22 protein-coding genes and 1 pseudogene are annotated in these 22,733 nt (G+C 69.5%); 16 read left to right on the top strand and 7 right to left on the bottom strand.

The window, feature by feature from the left end; translation table 11 throughout:
• From JWP83_RS18170 to JWP83_RS18245, 16 genes are all read left to right on the top strand, one after another.
• Nucleotides 1-1,751, top strand: a 1,751-nt coding sequence (locus JWP83_RS18170) for a nickel-dependent hydrogenase large subunit (RefSeq protein WP_297732601.1), incomplete at its 5' end; no start/stop codon positions are given.
• A gap of 3 nt (nt 1,752-1,754) precedes the next feature.
• Complete coding sequence (locus JWP83_RS18175) at nt 1,755-2,666, top strand: NifU family protein (RefSeq protein ID WP_297732603.1); 912 nt, start codon at nt 1,755-1,757, stop codon at nt 2,664-2,666.
• A 71-nt stretch (nt 2,667-2,737) separates the two neighbouring features.
• Nucleotides 2,738-3,370 (top strand): DUF5947 family protein, encoded by a 633-nt coding sequence (locus JWP83_RS18180; protein ID WP_297732605.1) that lies wholly within the window; start codon nt 2,738-2,740, stop codon nt 3,368-3,370.
• Nucleotides 3,367-4,020, top strand: a complete 654-nt coding sequence (locus tag JWP83_RS18185; RefSeq protein WP_297732607.1) for a DUF6084 family protein — start codon at nt 3,367-3,369, stop codon at nt 4,018-4,020. The genes JWP83_RS18180 and JWP83_RS18185 overlap by 4 nt, the downstream gene beginning before the upstream one ends.
• Nucleotides 4,017-5,336: a hypothetical protein gene (locus tag JWP83_RS18190; protein WP_297732609.1), complete on the top strand. Its 1,320-nt coding sequence runs from the start codon at nt 4,017-4,019 to the stop codon at nt 5,334-5,336. The genes JWP83_RS18185 and JWP83_RS18190 overlap by 4 nt, the downstream gene beginning before the upstream one ends.
• 148 nt (nt 5,337-5,484) lie before the next feature.
• Nucleotides 5,485-5,985: a hydrogenase maturation protease gene (locus JWP83_RS18195; RefSeq protein ID WP_297732611.1), complete on the top strand. Its 501-nt coding sequence runs from the start codon at nt 5,485-5,487 to the stop codon at nt 5,983-5,985.
• Between the two features lie 3 nt (nt 5,986-5,988).
• On the top strand, nt 5,989-6,255 hold the full coding sequence (locus JWP83_RS18200; protein ID WP_297732613.1) for a HypC/HybG/HupF family hydrogenase formation chaperone: 267 nt from the start codon (nt 5,989-5,991) through the stop codon (nt 6,253-6,255).
• 1 nt (nt 6,256) lies between these two features.
• A complete protein-coding gene (gene hypF, locus JWP83_RS18205) occupies nt 6,257-8,635 on the top strand; it encodes a carbamoyltransferase HypF (RefSeq protein ID WP_297732615.1) in 2,379 nt (792 codons plus the stop codon).
• Entirely contained in the window at nt 8,616-9,413 is a 798-nt protein-coding gene (locus tag JWP83_RS18210; protein WP_297732617.1) for a hydrogenase assembly protein HupF, read from the top strand. Before hypF ends, JWP83_RS18210 begins: the two co-directional genes overlap by 20 nt.
• Before the next feature lie 22 nt (nt 9,414-9,435).
• Nucleotides 9,436-10,122, top strand: a complete 687-nt coding sequence (locus JWP83_RS18215; RefSeq protein ID WP_297732619.1) for an SIS domain-containing protein — start codon at nt 9,436-9,438, stop codon at nt 10,120-10,122.
• A complete protein-coding gene (hypE, locus tag JWP83_RS18220) occupies nt 10,119-11,231 on the top strand; it encodes a hydrogenase expression/formation protein HypE (protein ID WP_297732621.1) in 1,113 nt (370 codons plus the stop codon). The genes JWP83_RS18215 and hypE overlap by 4 nt, the downstream gene beginning before the upstream one ends.
• Nucleotides 11,232-11,244: 13 nt before the next feature.
• Nucleotides 11,245-11,517 carry a HypC/HybG/HupF family hydrogenase formation chaperone gene (locus tag JWP83_RS18225; protein WP_297732623.1) on the top strand — a complete coding sequence of 91 codons (273 nt, stop codon included), beginning with the start codon at nt 11,245-11,247 and terminating at the stop codon, nt 11,515-11,517.
• A gap of 30 nt (nt 11,518-11,547) precedes the next feature.
• On the top strand, nt 11,548-12,678 hold the full coding sequence (hypD, locus tag JWP83_RS18230) for a hydrogenase formation protein HypD (protein WP_297732625.1): 1,131 nt from the start codon (nt 11,548-11,550) through the stop codon (nt 12,676-12,678).
• Nucleotides 12,675-13,403 carry a DUF6390 family protein gene (locus JWP83_RS18235; protein ID WP_297732627.1) on the top strand — a complete coding sequence of 243 codons (729 nt, stop codon included), beginning with the start codon at nt 12,675-12,677 and terminating at the stop codon, nt 13,401-13,403. The genes hypD and JWP83_RS18235 overlap by 4 nt, the downstream gene beginning before the upstream one ends.
• Nucleotides 13,404-13,477: 74 nt before the next feature.
• Entirely contained in the window at nt 13,478-14,590 is a 1,113-nt protein-coding gene (locus tag JWP83_RS18240; RefSeq protein WP_297732629.1) for an alkaline phosphatase family protein, read from the top strand.
• A gap of 717 nt (nt 14,591-15,307) precedes the next feature.
• Nucleotides 15,308-16,174, top strand: a complete 867-nt coding sequence (locus JWP83_RS18245; RefSeq protein WP_297732631.1) for a PPE family protein — start codon at nt 15,308-15,310, stop codon at nt 16,172-16,174.
• On the opposite strand, the gene JWP83_RS18250 is transcribed toward JWP83_RS18245, so the two are convergent.
• The 7 genes and pseudogenes from JWP83_RS18250 to JWP83_RS18280 form a co-directional block, all read right to left on the bottom strand.
• Nucleotides 16,171-16,947, bottom strand: a complete 777-nt coding sequence (locus tag JWP83_RS18250; protein ID WP_297732633.1) for a 3-oxoacyl-ACP reductase — start codon at nt 16,945-16,947, stop codon at nt 16,171-16,173. The two genes, JWP83_RS18245 and JWP83_RS18250, sit on opposite strands and share 4 nt — an antisense overlap.
• Nucleotides 16,944-18,311: an aldehyde dehydrogenase family protein gene (locus tag JWP83_RS18255; RefSeq protein WP_297732635.1), complete on the bottom strand. Its 1,368-nt coding sequence runs from the start codon at nt 18,309-18,311 to the stop codon at nt 16,944-16,946. The genes JWP83_RS18250 and JWP83_RS18255 overlap by 4 nt, the downstream gene beginning before the upstream one ends.
• Nucleotides 18,308-19,045 carry a gamma-glutamyl-gamma-aminobutyrate hydrolase family protein gene (locus JWP83_RS18260; protein ID WP_297732637.1) on the bottom strand — a complete coding sequence of 246 codons (738 nt, stop codon included), beginning with the start codon at nt 19,043-19,045 and terminating at the stop codon, nt 18,308-18,310. Before JWP83_RS18260 ends, JWP83_RS18255 begins: the two co-directional genes overlap by 4 nt.
• Nucleotides 19,026-20,378: a glutamine synthetase family protein gene (locus tag JWP83_RS18265; RefSeq protein WP_297732641.1), complete on the bottom strand. Its 1,353-nt coding sequence runs from the start codon at nt 20,376-20,378 to the stop codon at nt 19,026-19,028. The genes JWP83_RS18260 and JWP83_RS18265 overlap by 20 nt, the downstream gene beginning before the upstream one ends.
• 35 nt (nt 20,379-20,413) lie before the next feature.
• The gene (locus JWP83_RS18270; RefSeq protein WP_297732643.1) at nt 20,414-20,965 is read right to left on the bottom strand and encodes an alpha/beta hydrolase; all 552 of its coding nucleotides are present in this window, start codon (nt 20,963-20,965) and stop codon (nt 20,414-20,416) included.
• A gap of 73 nt (nt 20,966-21,038) precedes the next feature.
• Complete coding sequence (locus tag JWP83_RS18275) at nt 21,039-22,538, bottom strand: cobyric acid synthase (RefSeq protein WP_297732639.1); 1,500 nt, start codon at nt 22,536-22,538, stop codon at nt 21,039-21,041.
• A 70-nt stretch (nt 22,539-22,608) separates the two neighbouring features.
• Nucleotides 22,609-22,733 (bottom strand): annotated as a pseudogene (locus tag JWP83_RS18280) (type I methionyl aminopeptidase); the annotation flags it as partial.

Genomic DNA, 22,733 nt, shown 5'->3' on the forward strand with positions numbered 1-22,733 from the left:
AGCTCGTCGACATGGCCTGGGACCCGATCACCAGGATCGTGGGCAGCCTCGGCATCTACACCAAGATCGATTTCGAGAACAAGGAAGTCGTCGAGTGCCACAGCACCTCGTCGATCTTCAGCGGATACTCGATTTTCATGAAGGGCAAGGATCCTCGCGACGCCCACTTCATCACCAGCCGCATCTGCGGCATCTGCGGCGACAACCACGCCACCTGTTCGTGCTACACGCAGAACATGGCCTACGGGGTCAAGCCGCCGCATCTGGGCGAGTGGCTGATCAACCTCGGCGAGGCCGCCGAGTACATGTTCGACCACAACATCTTCCAGGAGAACCTGGTCGGCGTCGACTTCTGCGAGAAGATGGTTGCCGAGACCAACCCGAGCGTGCTGTCACTGGCCGAGAAAACCCAGGCACCGCACGCCGAAGCCCACGGGTACCGGACGATCGCCGACATCATGCGGTCGCTCAACCCGTTCAGCGGTGAGTTTTACCGCGAAGCGCTTCAGGTCAGTCGCTCGACGCGAGAGATGTTCTGCCTCATGGAGGGTCGCCACGTGCACCCCTCCACGCTGTACCCCGGCGGCATCGGCACCGTCGCGACCATCCAGCTGATGACCGACTACATGACGCGGCTGATGCGCTATGTCGAGTTGATGAAGAAGGTCGTGCCGATGCACGACGACCTGTTCGACTTCTTCTACGAGGCCCTGCCCGGTTACGAAAAGGTCGGGCTGCGGCGCACGTTGCTCGGCTGCTGGGGCTCGTTCCAGGACCCCGAGGTGTGCAACTTCGAATACAAGGACATGGAGCGTTGGGGTAACGCGATGTTCGTCACCCCCGGCGTGGTCGTCGACGGCAAGCTGGTCACCCACTCGCTGGTGGACATCAACCTCGGTATCCGAATCCTTTTGGGTAGCTCGTATTACGACGACTGGACCGAGCAGGACATGTTCGTCAAGACGGATCCGCTGGGCAACCAGGTGGACCGGCGCCATCCGTGGAACCAGCACACCAACCCGCACCCGCAGAAACGGGACCTAGACGGCGGCAAGTACAGCTGGGTGATGTCGCCGCGCTGGTTCGACGGCACGGATCACCTGGCGCTGGACACCGGCGGCGGCCCGCTGGCCCGGCTGTGGGCCACGGCATTGGCCGGCCTGGTCGACATCGGTTACGTCAAGGCGACCGGCACCAGCGTGAAGATCAATCTCCCCAAGACCGTCTTGAAGGGTCCGGTGGAGCTCGAGTGGAAGATCCCCAGGTACGGCAGCAACACGATCGAACGTGACCGCGCCCGTACCTACTTCCAGGCCTACGCGGCGGCCTGCGCACTGCACTTCGCCGAAAAGGCGCTCGCGGAGATCCGCGCCGGGCGCACCAAGACCTGGTCGAAGTTCGAGGTGCCCGACGAGGCCATCGGCTGTGGCTTCACCGAGGCGGTCCGCGGCGTGCTCAGTCACCACATGGTGATCCGGGACGGCAAGATCGCCAACTACCACCCGTACCCGCCCACCCCGTGGAACGCCAGCCCACGCGACAGCTACGGCACACCGGGCCCCTACGAGGACGCGGTGCAGGGTCAGCCGATCTTCGAGGAGAACGGCCGGGACAACTTCAAGGGCATCGACGTGATGCGCACGGTGCGCAGCTTCGACCCGTGCCTGCCCTGCGGCGTGCACATGTACCTCGGGAAGGGCAAGACGCTGGAGAGACTGCACACACCGACGCAGTCGCCCGTCGGGGAGTGACGCATGGCGGATCGCCCGGAGGAGCCCCCGACAACCTCGGAAGAACAAGCGCGATGGCGCACAGCGGGCGATCGGATCCAGACACTCCTGGATTCCTGCGCGACGAGTGGGACCGCCGCGTACGAACGCGCCCAGCAGTTGGTCCGCGAGGTAGCCGGCCTTTACGGGGCCGGACTCGAACGGATCATGCGAGCCGGTGACGCCGGCTTGGCCGAGCGGCTGGCCACCGACGACCTGGTGGCCAGCCTGCTCCTGGTCCACGGGCTGCACCCGCACGACGTGAACCGGCGGGTGTCCGACGCGCTGGAGCGGGTGCGGCCCTACCTCGGCTCGCACGGCGGCGACGTCGACCTGCTGGAAATCGCCGGCGGGCCCGACGGTGCTGTCGTGCTCCTAGCTTTCAAAGGGAGCTGCAAGAGCTGCCCGTCGTCGGCGGTGACGCTGGAGCTGGCCGTCGAGGACGCGGTCCGCGCGGCCGCGCCGGAGATCTCGTCGATCGAGGTGGTCACGGCGGAGCCGGTGAGCAGCCCCGCCGTGATCCCCACCGAATCGCTGCTGGCGCACCTGCATTCGAATGGTCACGGCCGGACCACGTGGCATCCGGCGCCCGAGCTGGCGGGGCTGCGGCCCGGCGAGGTCGCGGGCTATCGGGTCGACGGAACGATGCTCCTGGCGTGCCGCGTCGAAGGCCAGACTTTCGCGTATCGGGACCATTGCCCGGTGTGCGACGGCACGCTGGCCGGTGCGGAACTGCATGGGGCGCAACTGCATTGCCCCCGCTGTCGAACGGACTTCGACGTCGTCCATGCGGGAGCCGGCGTGAACGGCACGCACCTGGACCCCCTCCCGCTGCTGACGCGCGACGGCGTCCTGTCGGTGGCGCTGCGGGGCGAACCGATGGGCGCTCCGGCATGACGCGCCGGCGACGATGCAGTGGGGGCACCGCCCGGTTGCGGGGGACGACGCGATGAGAAGGAGCGGCGCGCATGACTAGTCCCTACGACGTCCTGGCGCGCGTCACCGGCAATCGGCGGGCCCCCGAACCGGCGGGCGAGCGGTGCGAGATGTGCTCGGAAATGATTCCCGACGAGCACCAGCACGTCGTGAGTCTGGCCGCCCGGCAGCTGATGTGCGTCTGCCGCGCCTGTTATCTGCTGTTCACCGACAGCACCGCCGAACTGCGATATCGGGCGGTGCCGGACCGGTATCTGGCATTCGACGACTTCGCGCTGGATCGCCGTGCGTGGGAGGCACTCCAGATTCCCGTCGGCGTCGCCTTCTTCTTCACCAACTCCGCGCTCGGGCGCACCGTCGCCTTCTACCCCGGCCCGGCCGGGGCGACCGAATCCGAACTCGATCTGGACGCCTGGAACGCCATCGGCGGCGCCGATCCGCGGGTGGCCCTGCTGACCGACGACGTTGAGGCGCTGCTGGTCCGGGTTCCGGAGGTTGAGAACGCCGAGCCGCAAAGCTATCTCGTTCCGGTCGACGCCTGCTACGAATTCGTCGGACGCCTGCGTATGCTGTGGCGCGGGTTCGACGGCGGCCAGGAGGCCCGCGCGCTCATCGACGACTTCTTCTCGCTCGTCGCCGCCCGCGCAGTAAAGACGCCCCCATGACCGAAGAGCACATGGACGTGAATTTCGCGGTTCTCGACGTGGCGCCCGAACCGTACTCGGTGAGCCCGGTGCTGACGGCGCGGGTCAGCGTCGCCGCCAGCGGGGACGACCCGGTGCACGCGATCGCCCTGCGCTGCCAGGTCCGGATCGAGCCGCTGCGTCGTTCCTACTCGGAGGCGGAGGCGGCCGGGCTGCTCGACCTGTTCGGGCCCCGCGAACGCTGGGCCGCCACCCAACGCACCTTCCTCTGGCAGCACGCCACGGCGATGGTGCCCGGCTTCGCCGGCAACACGACGGTCGCGCTCCCGCTGGACTGCACCTACGACTTCGAGGTCGCCGCCGCCAAATACCTGCACGCGCTGCGCGACGGCGCGTCGCCACTGCAGTTCCTTTTCAGCGGAACCATTTTCGTCAAGTCCGAACGCGGCTTCTCGGTGCAGCAGGTGTCGTGGGACTGCGAGTATCGCTACGACATGCCGGTCGCGGTCTGGCGGGACCTGATCGCGCAGCACTATCCGAACACCGGCTGGGTGCGGCTGAGCCACGAAACCATCGCGGCGCTGGCGGCCTACAAGTCGGCGCAAGGGTTGCTCGACCTCGACCACGCGGTCACCTCGCTGTTGGACACCGACCGGGAGGTGACCAGATGACCTCCGATTGGGACCGCGCCCGCGCCGTCGCCGACGCGGTGCTCTACGAGGGCTACCTGCTCTACCCGTACCGCGGGACGTCGAGCAAGAACCAATCGCGCTGGCAATTCGGGGTTTTGGGTCCGCCCGGCGCCGCGGACGCGGGCCTGGGTGAAGACGACACCCTCGCTGCGGAGTTCCTGGTCGACGGGTCGCAGGCGCTGACCCTGGTGGTGCGGTTCCTGCAGTTGCAGCACCGCCGGGCCGAGCGCGAGTCTGCCCACGGCGAATTCGAACCGGTCGACGAGCTGACCACCGCGGCCGGGTCGTGGCTGACCTGGGACGAGGCGGTCGAATGCGAACTGTCCTTCGGCCCCCTCGCGATCGACGGCCGGCCGCGCACGCTGCCGGTGGTGGCGGACGCCGCGACGGACGTCGAGCCAGTCGCCGGTGGTCGGCTGGTCCGCGAGCGGCGCGAGGTGCGCGGTGAGCTGACGCTCGCCAGCGAGCCGGACGGTGACCTGCGCCGGGTCTCGGTGCGGGTCAACAACGTCGGGAAGGCCGCGAGCAACAAGAACGACTCGATCGCGCGGTCCATGATCGGCACCCACATCATCGCCGAAGTCGTTGGCGGTGAGTTCGTTTCGCTGCTCGAGCCGCCGCCGAGCGCCTCCGATGCGGCGTCGCGCTGTCGCCAGCACCGGTGCTTCCCCGTGCTGGCGGGCCCCGCCGGCACCCGAGACATCCTCCTGATCTCGCCGATCATCCTCTACGACCACCCCGAGGTGGCCGAACAGAGCAACACGGCGCTGTATGACTGCACGGAGATCGACGAGATCCTCACCCTGCGCGTGATGACCATGACGGAGGAGGAGAAGGCGCAGGCCCGGGCCACCGACCCGCGGGCCGCGCAAATCATCGACCGGTGTGACGCCATGTCACCCGACGCGATGGCGCGCCTGCACGGTGTGCTGCGCGATCCACACGCACTCCCCGGTCTGGTCCCCGAGATCCCCGAGGGCATCGACTGGTGGGATCCCCTGGCCGACAACGCCGTTCGTCCCGAAGCCGACGCGGTACTGGTGAACGGGGTCCGTATCGCGCGCGGCAGCCGGGTGCGGTTGCGGCCGATGCGCAACGCCGACGCGCAGGACATCTTCGTCGCCGGCAAGACCGCCCGCGTCACATCGGTGCATGAGGACGTGGAAGGCGACAAGCATGTCGGGGTCGTCGTCGACGACGACCCGGCCGCCGAGCTGCACGACTGGTACGGCCGCTACCTGTACTTCTCCCCCGACGAAGTGGAACCACTCGAAGCCGGAGAACCCGCAATGTGAAAGGAGCTCGAAAATGGAAGTCTTGGGCTGGATATTCATCGCCATCCTCGCGTTGGTGGCCGCGGTCGCCCTCATGCTCGGACTGATATCGCTGCCCGACGCCCGCCGCTACCTGAAACTGAGGCGGATGTAGCCAGCGGGCGAGGAGATGACAACGCGCATCCTGGTGGCCGGGATCGGCAATATCTTCCTGGGGGACGACGGATTCGGCTCGGAAGTGGTCCGCAACGCCGAGATCCCGCGGGGCGACGCGAGTGTCCGCGTCCTCGACTACGGCATCCGGGGCATGCACCTGGCCTACGACCTGCTCGAGGAGTGGGATTCGCTGGTCCTCGTCGACGCCGTGCCCAGCCGCGGCAACCCCGGCACGTTGCACGTCTTCCAGGCCGACTGCGAACAAGACCGTGAATCCGGTTCCGGCACAGCCGGCCTCGACGCTCACAGCATGGATCCGGCCGCGGTGTTCGCGAGCCTGCGGGCCCTGGGGGGCAGCCCGCCCTACACGGTCGTCGTCGGATGCGAGGCGGGCAGCGTCGAGGAAGGCATCGGCCTCACCGAGCCCGTGGCCAAGGCCGTCCCCCGCGCCGCGCGGGCCGTCGAGGAAATCGTCGCGGCGCTGCAAACGTCCACCGCACGAGAGGACCGCTGAGCTATGTGTCTGGGGATCCCCGGTCAAGTGATCCGGATGTTGGACGGTTACGAGGGACAGCTCGCGCTGGTCGACGTCACCGGCGAGGAGCGCAGGGTCAACGTCGGCATGCTGCCTGAGGAGACGTTCGCGCCCGGCGACTGGATCATCATCCACATGGGCTTCGCCGTTGAAAAGACGGACCGCGCCGGCGCGGAGCAGGCGATGGCCGGCCTCGAGCTGATGGGCAGGGGCCGCACCGACCCGACGGACGGCCCGGGCGGCGGTTGAGATGACCGGGTCCCCCCTGATGCTGCGGAGCGACGACGTCCGGCAGCACTTCACCGTGACCGGTGTCGTTCAGGGGGTCGGCTTTCGTCCTTTCGTCCACCGAATCGCCAGCGAGCTCGGCCTGGCCGGATTCGTCGGCAACGATTCCGGCGCGGTATTCCTCGAGGTGCAGGGCGAACGCGCACGCGTGGCCGAATTCGGTCATCGGCTGCGCATCGAGGCCCCACCGCTGGCGCGCATCAGCGCGGTCTCAATTACCGATCTCGCGGCCGACACTGCCTGCGGCCGCGAGTTCCGGATCGTCGAGAGCCGGACGGTCGCCGGTGGCACAACGCCGATTCCGCCCGACATCGCGGTGTGCGACGACTGCGTCGGCGAGCTGTTCGACCCGCGCGACCGGCGTTACCGGCACCCGTTCGTGACGTGCACCAATTGCGGGCCGCGGTTCACCATCATCCGGGAGTTGCCCTACGACCGCCCGGCCACCACCATGTCGGCCTTCGCCATGTGCGAGCGGTGCGCCGCCGAATACCACGACCCGGCGGACCGCCGCTTCCACGCGCAGCCGATCGCCTGTGCGGATTGCGGGCCGATGCTGCGGTTCCGGTCGGAGACCGGACGGGTAGACGATGGCTCGGATGCCGCGCTGGCGGCCACCCAGCGCGCGCTGGCGGCGGGTGCCGTGGTCGCCGTCAAGGGGATCGGCGGGTACCACCTGGCCTGCGCCGCCGACGACAATGCGGCGGTCGGCGCGCTGCGGGCCCGAAAGGCGCGGGGCGCCAAGCCTTTCGCCATGCTCGTCCGCGACCTCGCCGTCGCGCGCGGCTACGCGCACGTCGACGCCGACGAGGCCGCCGTGCTGTCGAGCCCCGCCCGCCCAATCGTGCTGCTAAGGCGGCTCCCCGCAAACAGCGGTGCGCCCGTCGCCGACGCCGTCGCGCCGGGCAGCCCGCTGCTCGGGCTGATGCTGCCGTACTCCCCCATCCACCACCTGCTGCTGGCGCCCGTCCCCGGTGCCGCCGAGCGGGTGCCCGACGCGCTGGTGCTGACCAGCGCGAACCGTTCCGACGAGCCCATCTGCTTCACCGACGACGATGCCGCCGAACGACTTCCGGCGCTGTGCGACGCGGTCCTCGACCACAACCGGCCGATCCACGTGCCGTGCGACGACTCGGTCGTGCGCGTGATCGACGGCAGGGAACTGCCGATCCGCAGGTCCCGCGGATATGCGCCGCTGCCGGTCGATCTCGGGCGGGCGGGCCCGGCCGTGCTCGCCGTGGGCGGGGAACTGAAAAACACCTTCTGCCTTGCCGACGGCTCGCGCGCCTACATGTCGAGTCACGTCGGCGACATGGCCACCTGGGAGACGCTGCGGGCGTTCGAGCGCGCGGTGGGTCAGCTCACCGGAATACGCGGCGAGCCGGCGCGCCTGGCCGCCGACCTGCATCCCGGGTATCACACCCGAAACTGGGCGGAGCGCCATGCCGGCGAGCGGCCGCTCGACCTCGTCCAGCACCACCACGCGCACGTCGTCTCGCTGCTGGCCGAGCACGGCCGCATCGGAGAGCCGGTCATCGGGGTCTCGTTCGACGGCACCGGCTACGGCTGCGACCAAACCATCTGGGGCGGCGAGATTCTCGCCCTGGGAACCGACAGCCACCGATTCGTTCGCGCCGGCCACCTGCTGCCGGTGCCGCTGCCCGGCGGTGACGCCGCCGTGCGCAACCCGTGGCGGATGGCGCTGTCCCAATTGTGGATGGCCGGCATCGACTGGACCCCGGACCTCGCGCCGGTAGCCGCCGCGACCGAAGACGAATTGCGGCTCACGCGTTCGCAATTGGAGAGCGGCGCCGGGTGCGTGCCGTGTTCGAGCGTGGGCCGGCTGTTCGATGCCGTCGCCTCGCTGCTCGGCGTGCGGCACCGGATCGACTACGAGGGTCAGGCCGCCATCGAACTCGAGGCGCTCGCGGAGTTGGCCCTACACGATCGGTGGCCGTCGCTGCCGCTGATCGTGCGGGGCGACGGGGTGATCGATCCGACGACCATGGTGCAAACCATGGTGGCGGCCCTGTACGCCGGCACCCGGCCCGCGCTGCTGGCCGCGGCGTTCCACGAGGCGGTCGCGGACGCCGTCGCCACGGTGGTCGGTCACGTGGCGGGCGCGGTCGGGCTGGTGGGCCTCACCGGCGGGGTTTTCCAGAACGTGCTGTTGCTGCGTGCTTGCCGTACGCGCTTGCAGCGCAACGGGTTCGAGGTGCTCACCCACCACACCGTTCCGCCGAACGACGGCGGGCTGGCGCTGGGTCAGGCCGCGATCTCGATGCTGACCGGATTGGAAAGAGGCTGGAAAGGGGGGCCTGATGACCACCCCGGTATCTGACACCGTTCTTGATTGCTTGCTGGGCGCCGAATTGGCCGAGGACCTGGCCGCCACCGCTTTCACGCTGGCCAAGCGTTTCGCCGCGGGGGCGACCATGTGGTCCATCGCGCCGTCGTGGGAACCGCATGCGCTGCACATCGCGGTCGAGTTCGTGCATCCGGTGATCATGGGCAAGCGGGCGCTGCCCGCGGTGGCGCTGACCGGGCCCGACCTGGTGGACCTGGTGCGGGTATCGGTGCGGCCCGGCGACATCGTGGTCGCGGTCTCCGGCGCCGACGACGCACAAGTGCGCTCGGTGATGCGGCGCGGCCCGGCATGGGGTGCGACCACGATCTGGATCGGCAGCGGCGAGCACCGCCCGCAGGGCGGCTTCAAAGCCAGCCCAGCCGATCACGTGCTGTGGCTCGACGACCCCGATCCGCGGGTGCCAGCGACGGGCGGCTTCGTGCTGTTCTATCACCTGCTGTGGGAGCTGACCCACGTGTGTTTCGAGCACGCCGGGCTGCTCGAAGACGAGTGTTCGGAAGCGGGGGCACCTCCCGCTCGCGGGGGAGTCTGCGTGACGTGCAGCGACGAGGGGCGCCTGGGCGAGGTGGTGAGCGCACCGGAGAACGGGCAGGCCGCGGTGCGCACCGCACGGGGCATCGAGAACGTGGTGACCACGCTCGTCGACCCGGTCGTCGCCGGCGAGCTGGTGCTGGTGCACGCGGGCACGGCGATCAGCCGCCTCGGCGACGACGATGCCGGCATGGCCGGGATGGAGGAGCGGGGCAAATGAACCCAGTGGAGGACGGTTCTTCATGAGCGCCGCAGACGAACCCACCAACTTCCTGTATCCGTTCATCGACGCGCAGGAAGACCGGAGCGGAGAGGGGGCCAAGTCGCTGCTGGCCGACCTGGCCGCGTCGGCGCAGGCGAAAGCGGCCGAAAGCCTGGCGCTGCGGCGCTCCACCCTGGAGCTCAACGCCGACCTGGTGCAGGCGGCCGCCACCGAGATGGCGCGCCGTTTCGCGGCGGGCGGACGGTTGTTCACCTTCGGAAACGGCGGCAGCTGCACCGATTCCACGACTTTGGCGAGGCTGTTCGCCCGGCCTCCCATCGGCAAGCCGCTCCCCGCGTGGCCGTTGACCGCCGATCAAGCGGTCATGACCGCGCTGGGCAACGACGTCGGCTTCGAGCTGGTGTTCGCCCGCCAGCTGATCGCGCGGGCGAAGGCCGGCGACATCGCGATCGCCATGTCGACCAGCGGTAATTCGCCCAACCTGCTCACGGCTCTGGCCGAGGCGCGCCAGCGCGGGCTGTACACCGTCGGTTTCGCCGGCTACGACGGCGGCGCCTTCGCCGACAACCCGAACGTGGACACCTGCTTCGTCGTTCGGTCGCAGAGCGTGCACCGCATTCAGGAAGCACAGGCGCTGCTGGGCTACCAGTTGTGGTTGAGCGTGCATCAACATTCCGGCGGCGACCAAGGTCTGGGGGCGGCATGAGCAAGTCGGCGGGCGAATACCTTTCGTCGGGGCCCCGGTTCGCCGAGGGCGAGGTGATCGAGCGGATCGAGTCGTTCCGCAGGCGCCGCCCCCGGTTGCTCGACGACCACGTGACGCTGGCCCACGGCGCGGGCGGCAAGGCCTCGGCCGCGCTGGTGGACGCGGTGTTCCTGGAGGCCTTCCGCAACCCGCTGCTGGAATCGCTCGGCGACGGCGCGGTCCTCGCGCTGCCCGGCGGCGAACGGCTGGCGATGTCCACCGACTCGTTCGTGGTGCAGCCCAGGCGTTTTCCCGGCGGGTCGCTCGGCGAACTCGCCGTCCACGGCACCTGCAACGACCTCGCGATGGCGGGCGCGGTGCCGTCCTGGATCGCGGCGGCGTTCGTGATCGAAGAAGGCTTCGCGATCGCCGAATTGAAGGAGATCGTCGCCGACATGGCGGCCGCGGCCGCAACCGCGGGCGTGCAGATCGTCACCGGGGACACCAAGGTGGTGCCCAAAGGCGCGGCCGACGGGCTGTTCGTCACCACCACCGGGGCCGGCGTCATTCCCAAGGGGCGCACGATCTCGGCGGAGTCGGTGCGCACCGGCGACAAGGTGCTGTTGTCGGGGTCGATGGGCGATCACGGCATGGCCGTCATGCTCGCCCGGGGTGACCTGGCCATCGAGGCCGACATCGCTTCCGACACCGCGTCGGTCAGCCCGCTGGTGGAACTGCTGCTGGCGGCCGCCCCGTCCACCCGGTGGATGCGCGACGCGACCCGCGGCGGGGTCGGCACCGTGTGCAACGAACTCGCCCAGGCCTGCGGTCTCGGGGTGCTGCTCGAAGAGGACCGACTGCCCGTGCGGCCCATGGTGAATGGCGCGTGCGAGCTGCTCGGCATCGATCCCCTCTACGTCGCCAACGAGGGCAAGTTCGTCGCCGTCGTCGCCCCGCAGGAGGCCGACGCCGGGCTGGCCGCGTTGCGGTCCCATCCCCTGGGCGCCGACGCGGCCGAGGTCGGGGAAATCGTCACCGAACCGGCCGAAAGCGTGGTGCTGCGCACCGGGTTCGGCGGCACGCGGATCGTCGACATGCTCGTCGGGGACCCGCTGCCGAGGATTTGCTGAAGGAGGACGCGAAATGTGTCTTGGGATTCCGGGTCGGATCGTCGAAATCACCGACCCCGCCAACTATCTGGCGAAGGTCGACGTCAGCGGCGTGCAGCGCACGATCAGCGTGCGCCTGCTGGAGGACGACATGCCCGAGCCCGACGACTGGGTCCTGGTCCACGTCGGGTTCGCCATGGCCAAGATCGACGAGTCGGAGGCGTTGCTCACCCTGGCCGCCATCCAGAAACTCGGCGAGGCCTACGCCACCGAAATGCAGGCCTTCGACTCGTCGGCCATCGTTTAGTCGGGCAATTAGATCAAGAGGGGCACGCAGATGAAATTCGTTGACGAGTTCCGTGATCCGGCCGCGGCCCGCAAGCTGCTGGGCGCCATCGAGCGCCTCGCCGGAAGCGGTGGCGAACCGTTCAAGTTCATGGAGGTGTGCGGCGGGCACACGCACACCATTTACCGGCACGGGATCGAACACCTGTTACCCGACAACGTGGAGCTGGTGCACGGCCCGGGGTGCCCGGTCTGCGTGATCCCGATGGGCCGCATCGACGACGCGATGTGGCTGGCCGGCCAGCCCGACGTGATCTTCACCTGCTTCGGCGACATGATGCGGGTGCCCGGATCGGCCGGCAGCCTGCTCGACGCCAAGGCGCGGGGCGCCGACGTGCGCTTCGTCTACTCCCCACTGGACGCGCTGAAGATCGCCGTCGACAACCCCGACAAACGGGTGGTGTTCTTCGCCATCGGCTTCGAGACCACCGCGCCCTCGACCGCGGTGACGCTGGTGCGCGCCCGAGACATGGGCCTGGCCAATTTCAGCGTCTTTTGCAACCACGTCACGATCGTGCCGCCGATCAAGGCCATCCTCGAATCGCCTGATTTGCGGCTGTCGGGGTTCATCGGCCCCGGGCACGTGTCGACGGTGGTGGGCAACCGCCCCTACCGGTTCGTGCCCGAGGTGTACCGAAAGCCGTTGGTGGTGGCCGGTTTCGAGCCGCTGGACATCCTGGCCGCGGTCGCGATGCTGCTGACCCAGATCCGCGAGGGCCGCTGCGAGGTGGAAAACCAGTACAAGCGCGTGGTGCCCGAGCGTGGTAACCCCGCCGCGCTGGCGCTGATGAGCAAGGTGTTCGCGCTGCGCCCGCACTTCGAATGGCGCGGGCTGGGGTTCATCTCGCAAAGCGCGCTGCGGCTGCACGACGACTTCGCGGAATTCGATGCCGAGCTGCGCTTCCGGATGCCCGGCGTGCGCGTCGCCGACCCCAAGGCCTGCCAATGCGGCGAGGTGCTCAAGGGCGTGCTCAAGCCTTGGGAATGCAAGGTTTTCGGCACCGCGTGCACGCCGGAGACCCCGATCGGAACCTGCATGGTCTCCCCCGAGGGGGCGTGCGCGGCCTACTACAACTTCGGCCGCATGCACCGAGACGCCCTCAAACTGGTGGGACGCACTTGACTCCCGGCGCAGAGATGTTCGCCCGCTACGCGTATGCCCCCAACGCCCTGGGCTACTGCGGCCCCCCACTGGGGGCGACCCTGCGGGACGGTTCCGTTGACGAGGTGCGCAGCGCGGCGGCGAGGTTTTCCGGGGCCTGGCCCTACCTGCAAGTCCTCTCCCGGCTGACCGGCATCGCCGACCCGCTGGATTATCGGCTGGTCGAATCCTATTGGCTCGGCGGCGGCCCCGGCGCCGACCTGGACCCGCAAGACTTCTTCGACGCGCTGCTGGCCATCATCGGTCCCCAAGCCGGCCGGTACTGGTCGCATCTGACGGCCGACCTGGCCCGCGAGGCCGCCGCCAACCACTGCTTCCACGTGTTCGGCGTCTATCCGTGGACGCGATTTCTCGGGCGCGGTATGGACGAGCACCCGCTGGGCGTGCTCGACAACTGCCGGATCACCTGGGGCACAGTCGTTTCCCGCGCCACGGATGACGTCGACGTCATGTGTCAGCGGCTGCTCTGGGACGGTCGGGCGCTGACCCTCTCCGAACCCACGGTCCGCCCGCTCGACGTCTGGGCCGACGGGTACAGCGCGGTGCCCGACGTCGGCGTCGGCGACGAGGTCGCGGTGCATTGGGGCCGGCTGTGCGGCCGGCTGTCGCCGGAGCAGGTTCGCGCGCTCGCCGGGAGCACCGATCGCCAGCTGCGGGTGACCAGTCAACGGCTGGCGCACGTCTAGCGGTGATCGCGAGCGCGGCCGTGCCGGGCGAAGCGGGTCGCCGCCATCGGGTTAGCTCGTGCCAGACTGGCCGCGTGGCCGGTTCGATCTGCGACGTGCTGCCCGCCGCGGCCGCGCTGCTCGGGGCCCCCGGTGGGGTCGACCGCTTGGGTCTCGCGGAATCGGTGGGCGCGAAAGACCGCGTCGGCGTGGTGCTGGTAGACGGAATGGGCTGGCACCTGCTGCCCGAATTGGCCGGCGATGCGCCGTTGCTGGCATCGGTGGTGGCCGGTGACACCGGGGGGATCAGCGAACTCACCTGCACCTTTCCGTCGACGACGCCGAGCAGCCTGGTGTCCCTGGCCACCGGGGCCCGGCCCGGCGAACACGGCATCCTGGGTTTCACCCTCAACGTGCCCGGCACCGACACGGTGCTCAACCACATCCGGTGGCGCCACGACCCGCCGCCCAGCGCGTGGCAACCTCTGCCCACCTGGTTCGAGCGCCTACGGCGGGCCGGCATCGGTGCGCGCGCCGTGCTGCCCGCGCCGTTCCTGGGCAGCGGTCTGACCGAGGCGGCGTATCGCGGCGCCGACTTCCGCCCCACGCAGCCGTCCGACGACTACGCCGCCGCGGTGGCCGGCGAGCTGAACGCGGCGCCGGGCCTGGTCTATGGCTACACCGCCGACCTGGACAGCGCGGCCCACCTGTTCGGTATCGGTTCGGCGCAGTGGCACGAGGCCGCGGCCCGCGTCGACGCGCTGCTGACCCGGTTGGTCGAGACCCTGCCGCCGGACGCGGTGTTGCTGGTGACCGCCGACCACGGCGGCCTCAACGTCCCGCCGGACGCGCGCGTCGACCTCGACGCCGACCAACGGCTGGGCGCCGGCGTGCGGGTCGTCGCCGGCGAGCCGCGGGTGCGCTACCTGCACACCGAGCCGGGGGCCGCCGCGGACGTGCGGGCCGCCTGGAGCGAGGCGCTCGACGGCCGGGCGCGGGTCTACGGCCGCGAGCAGGCGGTGGCCACCGGCATGTTCGGGCGGGTCGATCCGGCGCACCTGGCGCGGATCGGCGATGTCGTCGTCGTCTGCACCGGCGACGCCGCCGTGCTGGCTACCGGCCACGAACCCCCGGAAACGGCCCAGCTCATAGGTTTTCACGGCGCGGCCACCCCCGCCGAGATGGCGATTCCGCTGATCGTCTTCTGAGTTGCCCGGATAGCTCGGCGCGATCGCCCGATACCGGACGAGGGCATGTCGGAGCGGCATCCGGACAAGCTCACGGGGAAGCGGCGTCCTGCCCGGGTACGGACGTGCTTGTGCGGCGGCGATGTCGGCGCCGACCACCATCCCCGTCGTGCCGAGGTGGGGCCTCCCGGGGCGCCGAGTCGGCGTCCACATCCGCGGTGCCGCTGGCTCGGGAAGTATCGGAGGACACCCACCCGGGCGCACCTCCCAATCCCGAAGGCATAGGTTCGTGCAACATCCTGGGCCGGCGACCGCCGGCTGACTCGTGGCAATAGAGGCCGTCAGCATCGCTTTCCAGCGTGCCCTGCCGGGGAATCCACACCCCTGACGGGTGCTGGACTATTGCTCTGCCACAGTGGCGGCAGGTGGCGGCGTACAACTTCTTTCCCCTTGATATTCGCTTGCAGGCCCGCGCCGCCCCGACTGCACCGCTGGTTATGTCAACTGTACGTCGCAAACCCCCCGGGATGAAAGCAGTTGTTTTCAATACTCAGCCGTGTCGCTCTGCAGCCCATTTATCGCGTTGGACAGTTGGCCAGACGTCGGCTCGGCGCTGCGTCGCCCGTCGATGCGTGCCTTCGGCGCGACGAGGTCTGTAACCCGTGCGTCTATGTCTTTCAGGGAAGAGTCCATGTTTTCGGGTACGACTCGTACCGCCGTAGCCAGGCAGAGGTTGTGATGGATTTCGCGACGCTACCCCCGGAAATCAACTCCGGGCTGATGTATTCGAGTCCCGGTGCGGGATCGATGATCCGGGCCGCCGCGGCCTGGGACAGGCTGGCCGCGCGGCTGAGCACCACGGCAGCCGACTACCGCGCCGTCACCGCAAAGCTGGCGGCGGCGGACGACGCGGCGCCCTACATCGACTGGCTTGACGCCAGTGCCGCGCAAGCTCATCAGGCGTGCACCCGGGTCGCGGCGGCGGCCGGCGCGCATCAGTCGGCGCGCGAGGCGATGGTGCCCCCACCGGCGATCACCGCCAACCGCGCGCGGCGGCGGTCGCTGGCCAACGCGAATCCCCTGGCGCAGGCCAGCCCGGCGATCGCGGACACCGACGCCGAGTACGAGCGAATGTGGGCCCGGGACGCCGACGCCATGTACGCCTACGCCGGCGCCTCAGCCGAGGCGGCGGCCCTACCGCCGTTCGCTTCGCCGCCGGGTAACCACGGTGCGGGCACCTGGACCCTGCAGTCGGCGCCGGACGTCGTATCGGCCGGCAGTCGGGTGATGTCAACGATCCCCGAAGCGCTGCAGGCGCTTTCGGCCTCACCGCTGGCGTCGTTCGATGCGTCACTCTCGTCGGTCACGCCGTCGCTGTCGCGGCTGAGTTCGCTCTCGGCGCCGTCGGACTCCGCGATCAAGCACCTGAATTCCCTCAACAAGCAGGCGGCGTTGTGCGCGCTGGTCAGGAAGCCGGCTCGCGGGGGCCGCGCGGCGTCTACCGCGGGTTTCGGTCGCGGGACGTCAATCGGGAAGCTGTCGGCGCCACAGGCCTGGGCAACGGCGGGGGCGCCCATCGCCGTCTACCGCGGGACCGTGGCCTAGAGCGGGGTGACGTAGGCGGAGCTGATGCCGCCGTCGACCAGGAACGTCGACGCGGTGATGAACGACGCGTCGTCGCTGGCCAAAAACGCCACCGCGGCCGCGATCTCGTCCGGCTCGGCGAATCGGCCCAGCGGCACGTGCACCAACCGGCGCGCCGCCCGTTCGGGGTCCGTGGCGAAAAGCTCTTGCAGCAGCGGGGTGTTGACCGGTCCCGGGCACAACGCGTTGACGCGGATGCCCTGCCGGGCGAACTGCACTCCCAACTCCCGCGACATCGCCAGCACCCCGCCCTTGGATGCGGTGTAGGAGATCTGCGACGTGGCCGACCCCAGCACCGCGACGAACGACGCCGTGTTGATGATCGACCCCTTCTGCGCGGGCACCATGTGCCGTAGCGCGGCCCGGCAACACAGGTACACCGATGTGAGGTTGACGTCCTGGACTCGTTGCCACGCCGGAAGTTCGGTGTTCTCGATCAGGTCGTCCTCGGGCGGTGAGATGCCGGCGTTGTTGAACGCGATGTCGACCCAGCCGTAGGCCTCGGCCGCGGCGTCGAACAGCGCGTTGACCGCGTCCTCGTCCGAAACATCGGTGGGCACAAACAAACCGGACAGCTCCTCGGCGGCCGCCGTTCCCGCGTCGCGGTCGACGTCGCCGACGACGATGCTCGCGCCTTCCGCGTGCATCCGCCGCGCCGCGGCCAGTCCGATTCCGCCGGCGCCGCCGGTGATCACCGCTACCCGGCCCGCCAGCCGTTGGGTCAAGTCCATCACGAATCCTCTCTGACGGCGATGAACACGTTCTTGGTCTCGGTGAAATGCAGTGGCGCGTCGGGGCCCAGCTCGCGGCCCAGTCCGGACTGCTTGAAACCACCGAACGGCGTGTTGTAGCGGACCGACGAGTGGGAGTTCACCGACAGGTTGCCGGCCTCGATCGCCCGCGACACCCGCAGGGCGCGGGACAGGTCGTCGGTCCAGATCGATCCCGACAGCCCGTAGGCGGTGTCGTTGGCCAGGGTGATGGCGTCGCGCTCGTCGTCGAAGGGCAACACGGTGACGACCGGGCCGAAGATCTCGTCGGTGACGGCGCGATCGGTGCGCTGCGGGGTGAGGACCGTTGGCGGAAACCAGAATCCGCGGCCCGACGGCGCCGTGCCGCGAAAGGCGACGGGGGCGTCGTCGGGCACGTAGGAGGCGACGTTGTCGCGGTGCGCGCCGGACACCAAGGGGCCCATCTCGGTGTCCCGGGAGGTGGGGTCCCCGACGGCGACACCCTTCACCGCGGGCTCGAGCAATTCCATGAACCGGTCATAAACGCTGCGCTGCACCAGGATCCGGCTGCGCGCACAGCAGTCCTGCCCGGCGTTGTCGAACACCCCGGCGGGCGCGGTCGCCGCCGCGCGTTGCAGGTCGCAGTCGGCGAAGACGATGTTGGCGCTCTTGCCGCCCAGTTCCAGCGTCACCCGCTTGACGTGCGCGGCCGCGCCCGCCATGACCCGCTTGCCCACCTCGGTGGAGCCGGTGAACACGACCTTGCGAACGTCCGGGTGGGTGACGAACCGCTCCCCCACCACCGCGCCCTTGCCGGGCAGCACCTGTAGCAGGTCAGCGTCGAGCCCGGCCTTCACCGCCAACTCACCCAGCCGCATCGTGGTCAGCGGGGTCCACTCGGCGGGCTTGACGAGGACCGCGTTGCCGGCGGCGAGGGCGGGGCCGATGCTCCAGGACGCGATCGGCATCGGGAAGTTCCACGGCGTGATCACGCCGACCACGCCCACCGGTTCGTTGAAGGTGACATCGAGCCCGTCGGCGACGGGAATCTGATCGCCGGACAAGCGTTCCGGGCTCCCCGCGTAGAACGTCAGCACGTCGCGGACGTGGCCGGCCTCCCATTCCGCCGACGCGATCGGGTGCCCGGAGTTGGCCACCTCAAGGGCGGCCAGCTCATCGATGTGGGCGTCGACGGCAGCGGCGAACGCCCGCAGGCCCGCCGCACGGTGCGCCGGCGACAACCGCGCCCAGCGCCGCTGGGCCGCCTGGGCGCGCTGCACGGCGTCGTCGACCGCGGGGGCGTCGAACAGGTCGACGGAGCGCAGCACTTCCTCGGTCGCGGGGTTGACCAGTCGGACTTGCGTCATCGGGTGACCGCATGCGACCGCGCGGCTTCCACCACCGCCTGGAACAGCCGCAGGTCGTCGAGCGACTTCTCCGGGTGCCACTGCACGGCAAGCACAAAACTCTCGCCGGGGAGCTCCAGCGCCTCGACGACGCCGTCGGCGTCCATCGCGCTGACCACCAGCCCGTCACCGACCTTGTCGATGGCCTGATGGTGGTAGCAGGGCGCGTCGACGCATTCCCCGATCAACCCGCCGAGCCGCGTGCCCGCCACCGTGCGGACCGGCAACCTGGTGAACACCCCGTTGCCGGCCCGGTGGCCGTTGTGGCCGAGGACCTCGGGCAGGTGCTGGTGCAAGGTGCCGCCGAACGCGATGTTGAGCAGCTGCGCGCCACGACAGATGCCCAGCACGGGAAGCCCGCGATCCAGCGCGCCGCGCAACAGCGCGAACTCCCAGGCGTCGCGGTCGGCGCGGGGCCGGTCGGTGGTCGGGTGCGGTTCCTGGCCGTAGCGCGCGGGGTCGAGGTCATAGCCCCCGGTGATCACCAGCGCATCCAGGCTGTCGAGCAGGCGGTCGGCCGTCTCGGCGTCCACCGGCTGCGGCGGCAGCAGCACGGCGATGCCACCGGCCATGACGACGCCCTCGAAGTAATCGGCCGGCAGATAACCGGCGGCGATGTCCCAGATCCCGGTCCGCACCTGCTCCAGATAAGCCGTCAGGCCTACCACCGGCCGCCTAGAGGCGTTCAAACCCACGCATCCTCTCCCAGTCGGTGACCGCCGCGTTGAACGCCGCCAGCTCCACGCGGGCGTTGTTCAGGTAATGCGCGACGACATCGTCGCCGAAGGCCTCACGGGCCAGCGTCGACGCCCCAAACAGCGCGGCCGCCTCGGCCAACGTGCCGGGCAGCCGTTGCACGCCGGAGGCCTCATAGGCGTTTCCGACGTAGGGTTCGGGCGGCTCGAGGCCCCGTTCGATACCGTACAGCCCCCCGGCGATCAGCGCCGCCGCCGCGAGGTAGGGGTTGACATCGCCCCCGGGTACGCGGCATTCGACCCGGATGTTGCGCCCGTGGCCGACGACCCGCAGGGCGCAGGTGCGGTTGTCCAGCCCCCAGGCCACCGCCGTGGGCGCGAAGCTGCCGTCGGCAAACCGCTTGTAGGAGTTGATGTTTGGCGCATAGAACAGCGTCAATTCGCGCAAGGTGGCCAACAGGCCCGCGAGGAAACCGCAAAACGTCGGCGACATGCCGTGCGGGCGGCCGCCGTCGTCGAACACGGCGGCGCCGTCCTGGTCGCGCAGCGAAAGATGGATGTGACAGCTATTCCCTTCCCGCTCATCGTATTTCGCCATGAACGTCAGGCTTTTGCCGTGCTGGTCGGCGATCTCCTTGGCGCCGTTCTTGTAGATGGCATGGTTGTCGCAGGTGACCAGCGCCTCGTCGTAGCGGAACCCGATTTCCTGCTGGCCCCTGTTGCATTCGCCCTTGACGGCCTCGAAGCGCAGGCCCGCCCCCTGCATCCCCAGCCGGATGTCGCGCAGCAGCGGCTCCATCCGCGACGACGCCAACATCGCGTAGTCGATGTTGTAGTCGCTGGCCGGCGTGAGCCCGCGGTAGCCGCTGGCCCAGGCCCGGCGGTACGGCTCGTCGAACACGATGAACTCCAGCTCGGTGGCGATGTCGGCGGCCAGTCCGCGCTCGCCCAGCCGGCCGAGCTGGCGGCGCAGAATCGCCCGGGGCGAAACGGCGACCTCGCGGCCGTCGGCCCAGCCGAGGTCGGCCATCACCAGGGCGGTGCCGGGCAGCCACGGAACGAGCCGGAGGGTGGCCAGATCCGGCGTCATCACCATGTCGCCGTAGCCGGTTTCCCAGCTCGACATCGCGTAGCCGGACACGGTGTTCATGTCGACGTCGACGGCGAGCAGATAGCTGCAGCACTCGGCGCCGTGCATGGCGACTTCCTCGACGAAGAGCCGGGCCGACACGCGTTTGCCGACGAGCCTGCCCTGCATGTCGGTGAACGCCACGATGACGGTGTCCACCGCGCCGCGTCCCACCAGCTGTTCCAGCGCGGCCAACGACAACATCGCAGAATCCGGACCGGTCGCGGCGTTCACTGCGGCTACCAGGTGCTGGTGCGCAAGACGATCTCGGCGGCCAACTGCGCCGTCGACTCCTGCGCGGTGCGCCGGCCCAGGTCGACCAGGCGGTATTCGGCGTAGACGTACCGCTGGCTCGCGGTGGCCACCGCCCGGGCGGCCGCGGAGCTGACCAGCACGGTGGTGCCGATCTCCACCGGCGGGCAGTGTTCGTCGAGAACCACGCCCTTGGGGTCGGCCACCCGCGGATGTCCGCGGTCGATCACGACCAGCCCCACAAACCGGCCCAACCGGGTCGCCGCCAGTTCCCAGGCGAGCTCACCGCCGGCGCGGTCGCCGAAGACCACGGCCCAGCGGATCCCCAGCGAGTCGAGGATGCCGACCACCGATTTGGCGGTCAGCCGTTGATCCAGGCCGATGACGACCGTCCGAAGCGAGGCGGTATGCAGGCGCTCGCACACCGCGTCGTAGGCGACGGGGGAACGCTGCTGGTCACCGAGAATGACGACGACGACGCCCTTTTCCGGGCCGGCTACGGACACCGGGACGGGAAACCCGTCGAGCGTAGTCATCATCGAGTGCACTCACGCACGCTACAGCCAATGGCCAGCGTGCGCGAGGTTTCCTGGGGCATCCATCAGCCATCCACTAGGGCCGCAGCCCGACCGCGACGTGCGGCCGCGGGGGCGGCGGCCCGTCGAGCAGCCCGAGGACGGCGTCAACATCGAGATGGGCGGCCAGCAGGTCGGCGATCGCATCAAGTTGGGCATCGCGGCGAGCGGCGACGTCGGTGTCGGCGACGACGAACCCGCGGCGGCCGGCCGCGTCGGCAACCCGGGTGAGCCAGCCGCGACGGAAGTCGTCGTTGTCGAGCAGCCCGTGCCAGTGGGTGCCGAAGACCGCGCCGCGCACGACGCCCTGGGGTTGCGAGTCTTGCCCGAACCAGGCCTCCTCGCCGCAGCGGGAGAGCCGCCCATGATGAATTTCGTAGCCGGTCAGCGGGTTCTGCCAGCGCCGCAAGACCTTGTCCTGGCCGAAGGCGATGTCGGCGTCCAACAGGCCCAGGCCCGCGACTTGCCCCGCACCGGATTCCACCGCGTCCTCGATGCGCCGGCACAGCATCTGCAACCCGCCGCAGATACCCAGCACCGGCTTGCCGGCCCGGGCGTGGTCGACGATCGCGCCGGCCAGGCCGCGATCCCGCAGCCACGACAGGTCCGCGACGGTCGCCTTGCTGCCCGGAAGCACGATGAGGTCGGTGTCGGCCAGGTCGGCGGGGTCGGTGATCCAGCGCACCAGCACGCCGGGCTCGCACGCCAGCGCCTCGACGTCGGTGGAGTTGGAAATCCGGGGCAGCCGGACCACGGAAACCCGCAGCCACTGGTCGCCGCGCGGCGCCGCGGGCGTGCCGACGACGCGGTGCGCGACCACCGACAGCGAGTCCTCGGCGTCCAGCCATAGCTCCTCGGCGTAGGGCAGCACCCCGTAAGTCGGGCGGCCGGTCATGGCGCGCAGCTGTCGCAGCCCGGGCTCCAGCAGCGCGGGATCGCCGCGGAACTTGTTGACCACAAAGCCGGCGATCAGCGCCTGGTCGTCGGGCTCGAGCACCGCGACCGTTCCGAACAGATGAGCCAGCAGGCCCCCACGGTCGATGTCGCCGACCAGGATCACCGGCAGGTTCGCGGCCCGGGCGAGCCCCATGTTGGCCAAATCCGTGGCCCGCAAGTTGATCTCGGCCGGCGAGCCGGCCCCCTCGCAGATGACCGCGTCGAATTCGTCCCGCAGGCAGGACAATTCGTCTCCGACGATGCCGGCGAGCCGGTCGCGATGTCGCACGTAGCCGGCCGCGGTGACCGATTCGGCGACCTGACCCCGGATCACCAGCTGTGACGTCCGGTCACTGCCCGGTTTGAGCAGGATCGGGTTGAACCGCACGCTGGGCTCCAGGCCCGCCGCGCGCGCCTGGATCGCCTGGGCGCGGCCGATCTCGCCGCCCTCGACGGTGACCACGGAGTTGTTGGACATGTTCTGGGCCTTGAACGGCGCCACCCGGATCCCCTTGCGCGCCAGCAACCGGCACAGACCGGCCACCACCACCGATTTACCGGCGTCGGAGCTGGTGCCCGCAACCAGCAGAGCCCCGCTCACCGTTCTGTGCCGAGCAGACGCAAAAGCCCCCAATTTCGCGCCGAAATAGGGGCTTTTGCGTCTGCTCGCGCTACAGACATGTGAGGATCTCGACGCCGGTGTCGGTGACCAGCAGGGTGTGCTCGAACTGGGCGGTCCACTTGCGGTCCTTGGTGACAACCGTCCAGCCGTCGTCCCAGATCTCGTAGTCCAGCG

This window comes from Mycobacterium sp. (assembly GCF_025965855.1).
Classification (GTDB): Bacteria; Actinomycetota; Actinomycetes; order Mycobacteriales; family Mycobacteriaceae; genus Mycobacterium.

Coding starts and splice junctions, on each gene's coding strand:
- JWP83_RS18175 (WP_297732603.1), top strand. CDS start 1,755: ATGGCGGATCGCCCGGAGGAGCCCCCGACAACCTCGGAAGAACAAGCG.
- JWP83_RS18180 (WP_297732605.1), top strand. CDS start 2,738: ATGACTAGTCCCTACGACGTCCTGGCGCGCGTCACCGGCAATCGGCGG.
- JWP83_RS18185 (WP_297732607.1), top strand. CDS start 3,367: ATGACCGAAGAGCACATGGACGTGAATTTCGCGGTTCTCGACGTGGCG.
- JWP83_RS18190 (WP_297732609.1), top strand. CDS start 4,017: ATGACCTCCGATTGGGACCGCGCCCGCGCCGTCGCCGACGCGGTGCTC.
- JWP83_RS18195 (WP_297732611.1), top strand. CDS start 5,485: ATGACAACGCGCATCCTGGTGGCCGGGATCGGCAATATCTTCCTGGGG.
- JWP83_RS18200 (WP_297732613.1), top strand. CDS start 5,989: ATGTGTCTGGGGATCCCCGGTCAAGTGATCCGGATGTTGGACGGTTAC.
- hypF (WP_297732615.1), top strand. CDS start 6,257: ATGACCGGGTCCCCCCTGATGCTGCGGAGCGACGACGTCCGGCAGCAC.
- JWP83_RS18210 (WP_297732617.1), top strand. CDS start 8,616: ATGACCACCCCGGTATCTGACACCGTTCTTGATTGCTTGCTGGGCGCC.
- JWP83_RS18215 (WP_297732619.1), top strand. CDS start 9,436: ATGAGCGCCGCAGACGAACCCACCAACTTCCTGTATCCGTTCATCGAC.
- hypE (WP_297732621.1), top strand. CDS start 10,119: ATGAGCAAGTCGGCGGGCGAATACCTTTCGTCGGGGCCCCGGTTCGCC.
- JWP83_RS18225 (WP_297732623.1), top strand. CDS start 11,245: ATGTGTCTTGGGATTCCGGGTCGGATCGTCGAAATCACCGACCCCGCC.
- hypD (WP_297732625.1), top strand. CDS start 11,548: ATGAAATTCGTTGACGAGTTCCGTGATCCGGCCGCGGCCCGCAAGCTG.
- JWP83_RS18245 (WP_297732631.1), top strand. CDS start 15,308: ATGGATTTCGCGACGCTACCCCCGGAAATCAACTCCGGGCTGATGTAT.
- JWP83_RS18255 (WP_297732635.1), bottom strand. CDS start 18,311: ATGACGCAAGTCCGACTGGTCAACCCCGCGACCGAGGAAGTGCTGCGC.
- JWP83_RS18265 (WP_297732641.1), bottom strand. CDS start 20,378: ATGTTGTCGTTGGCCGCGCTGGAACAGCTGGTGGGACGCGGCGCGGTG.
- JWP83_RS18270 (WP_297732643.1), bottom strand. CDS start 20,965: ATGATGACTACGCTCGACGGGTTTCCCGTCCCGGTGTCCGTAGCCGGC.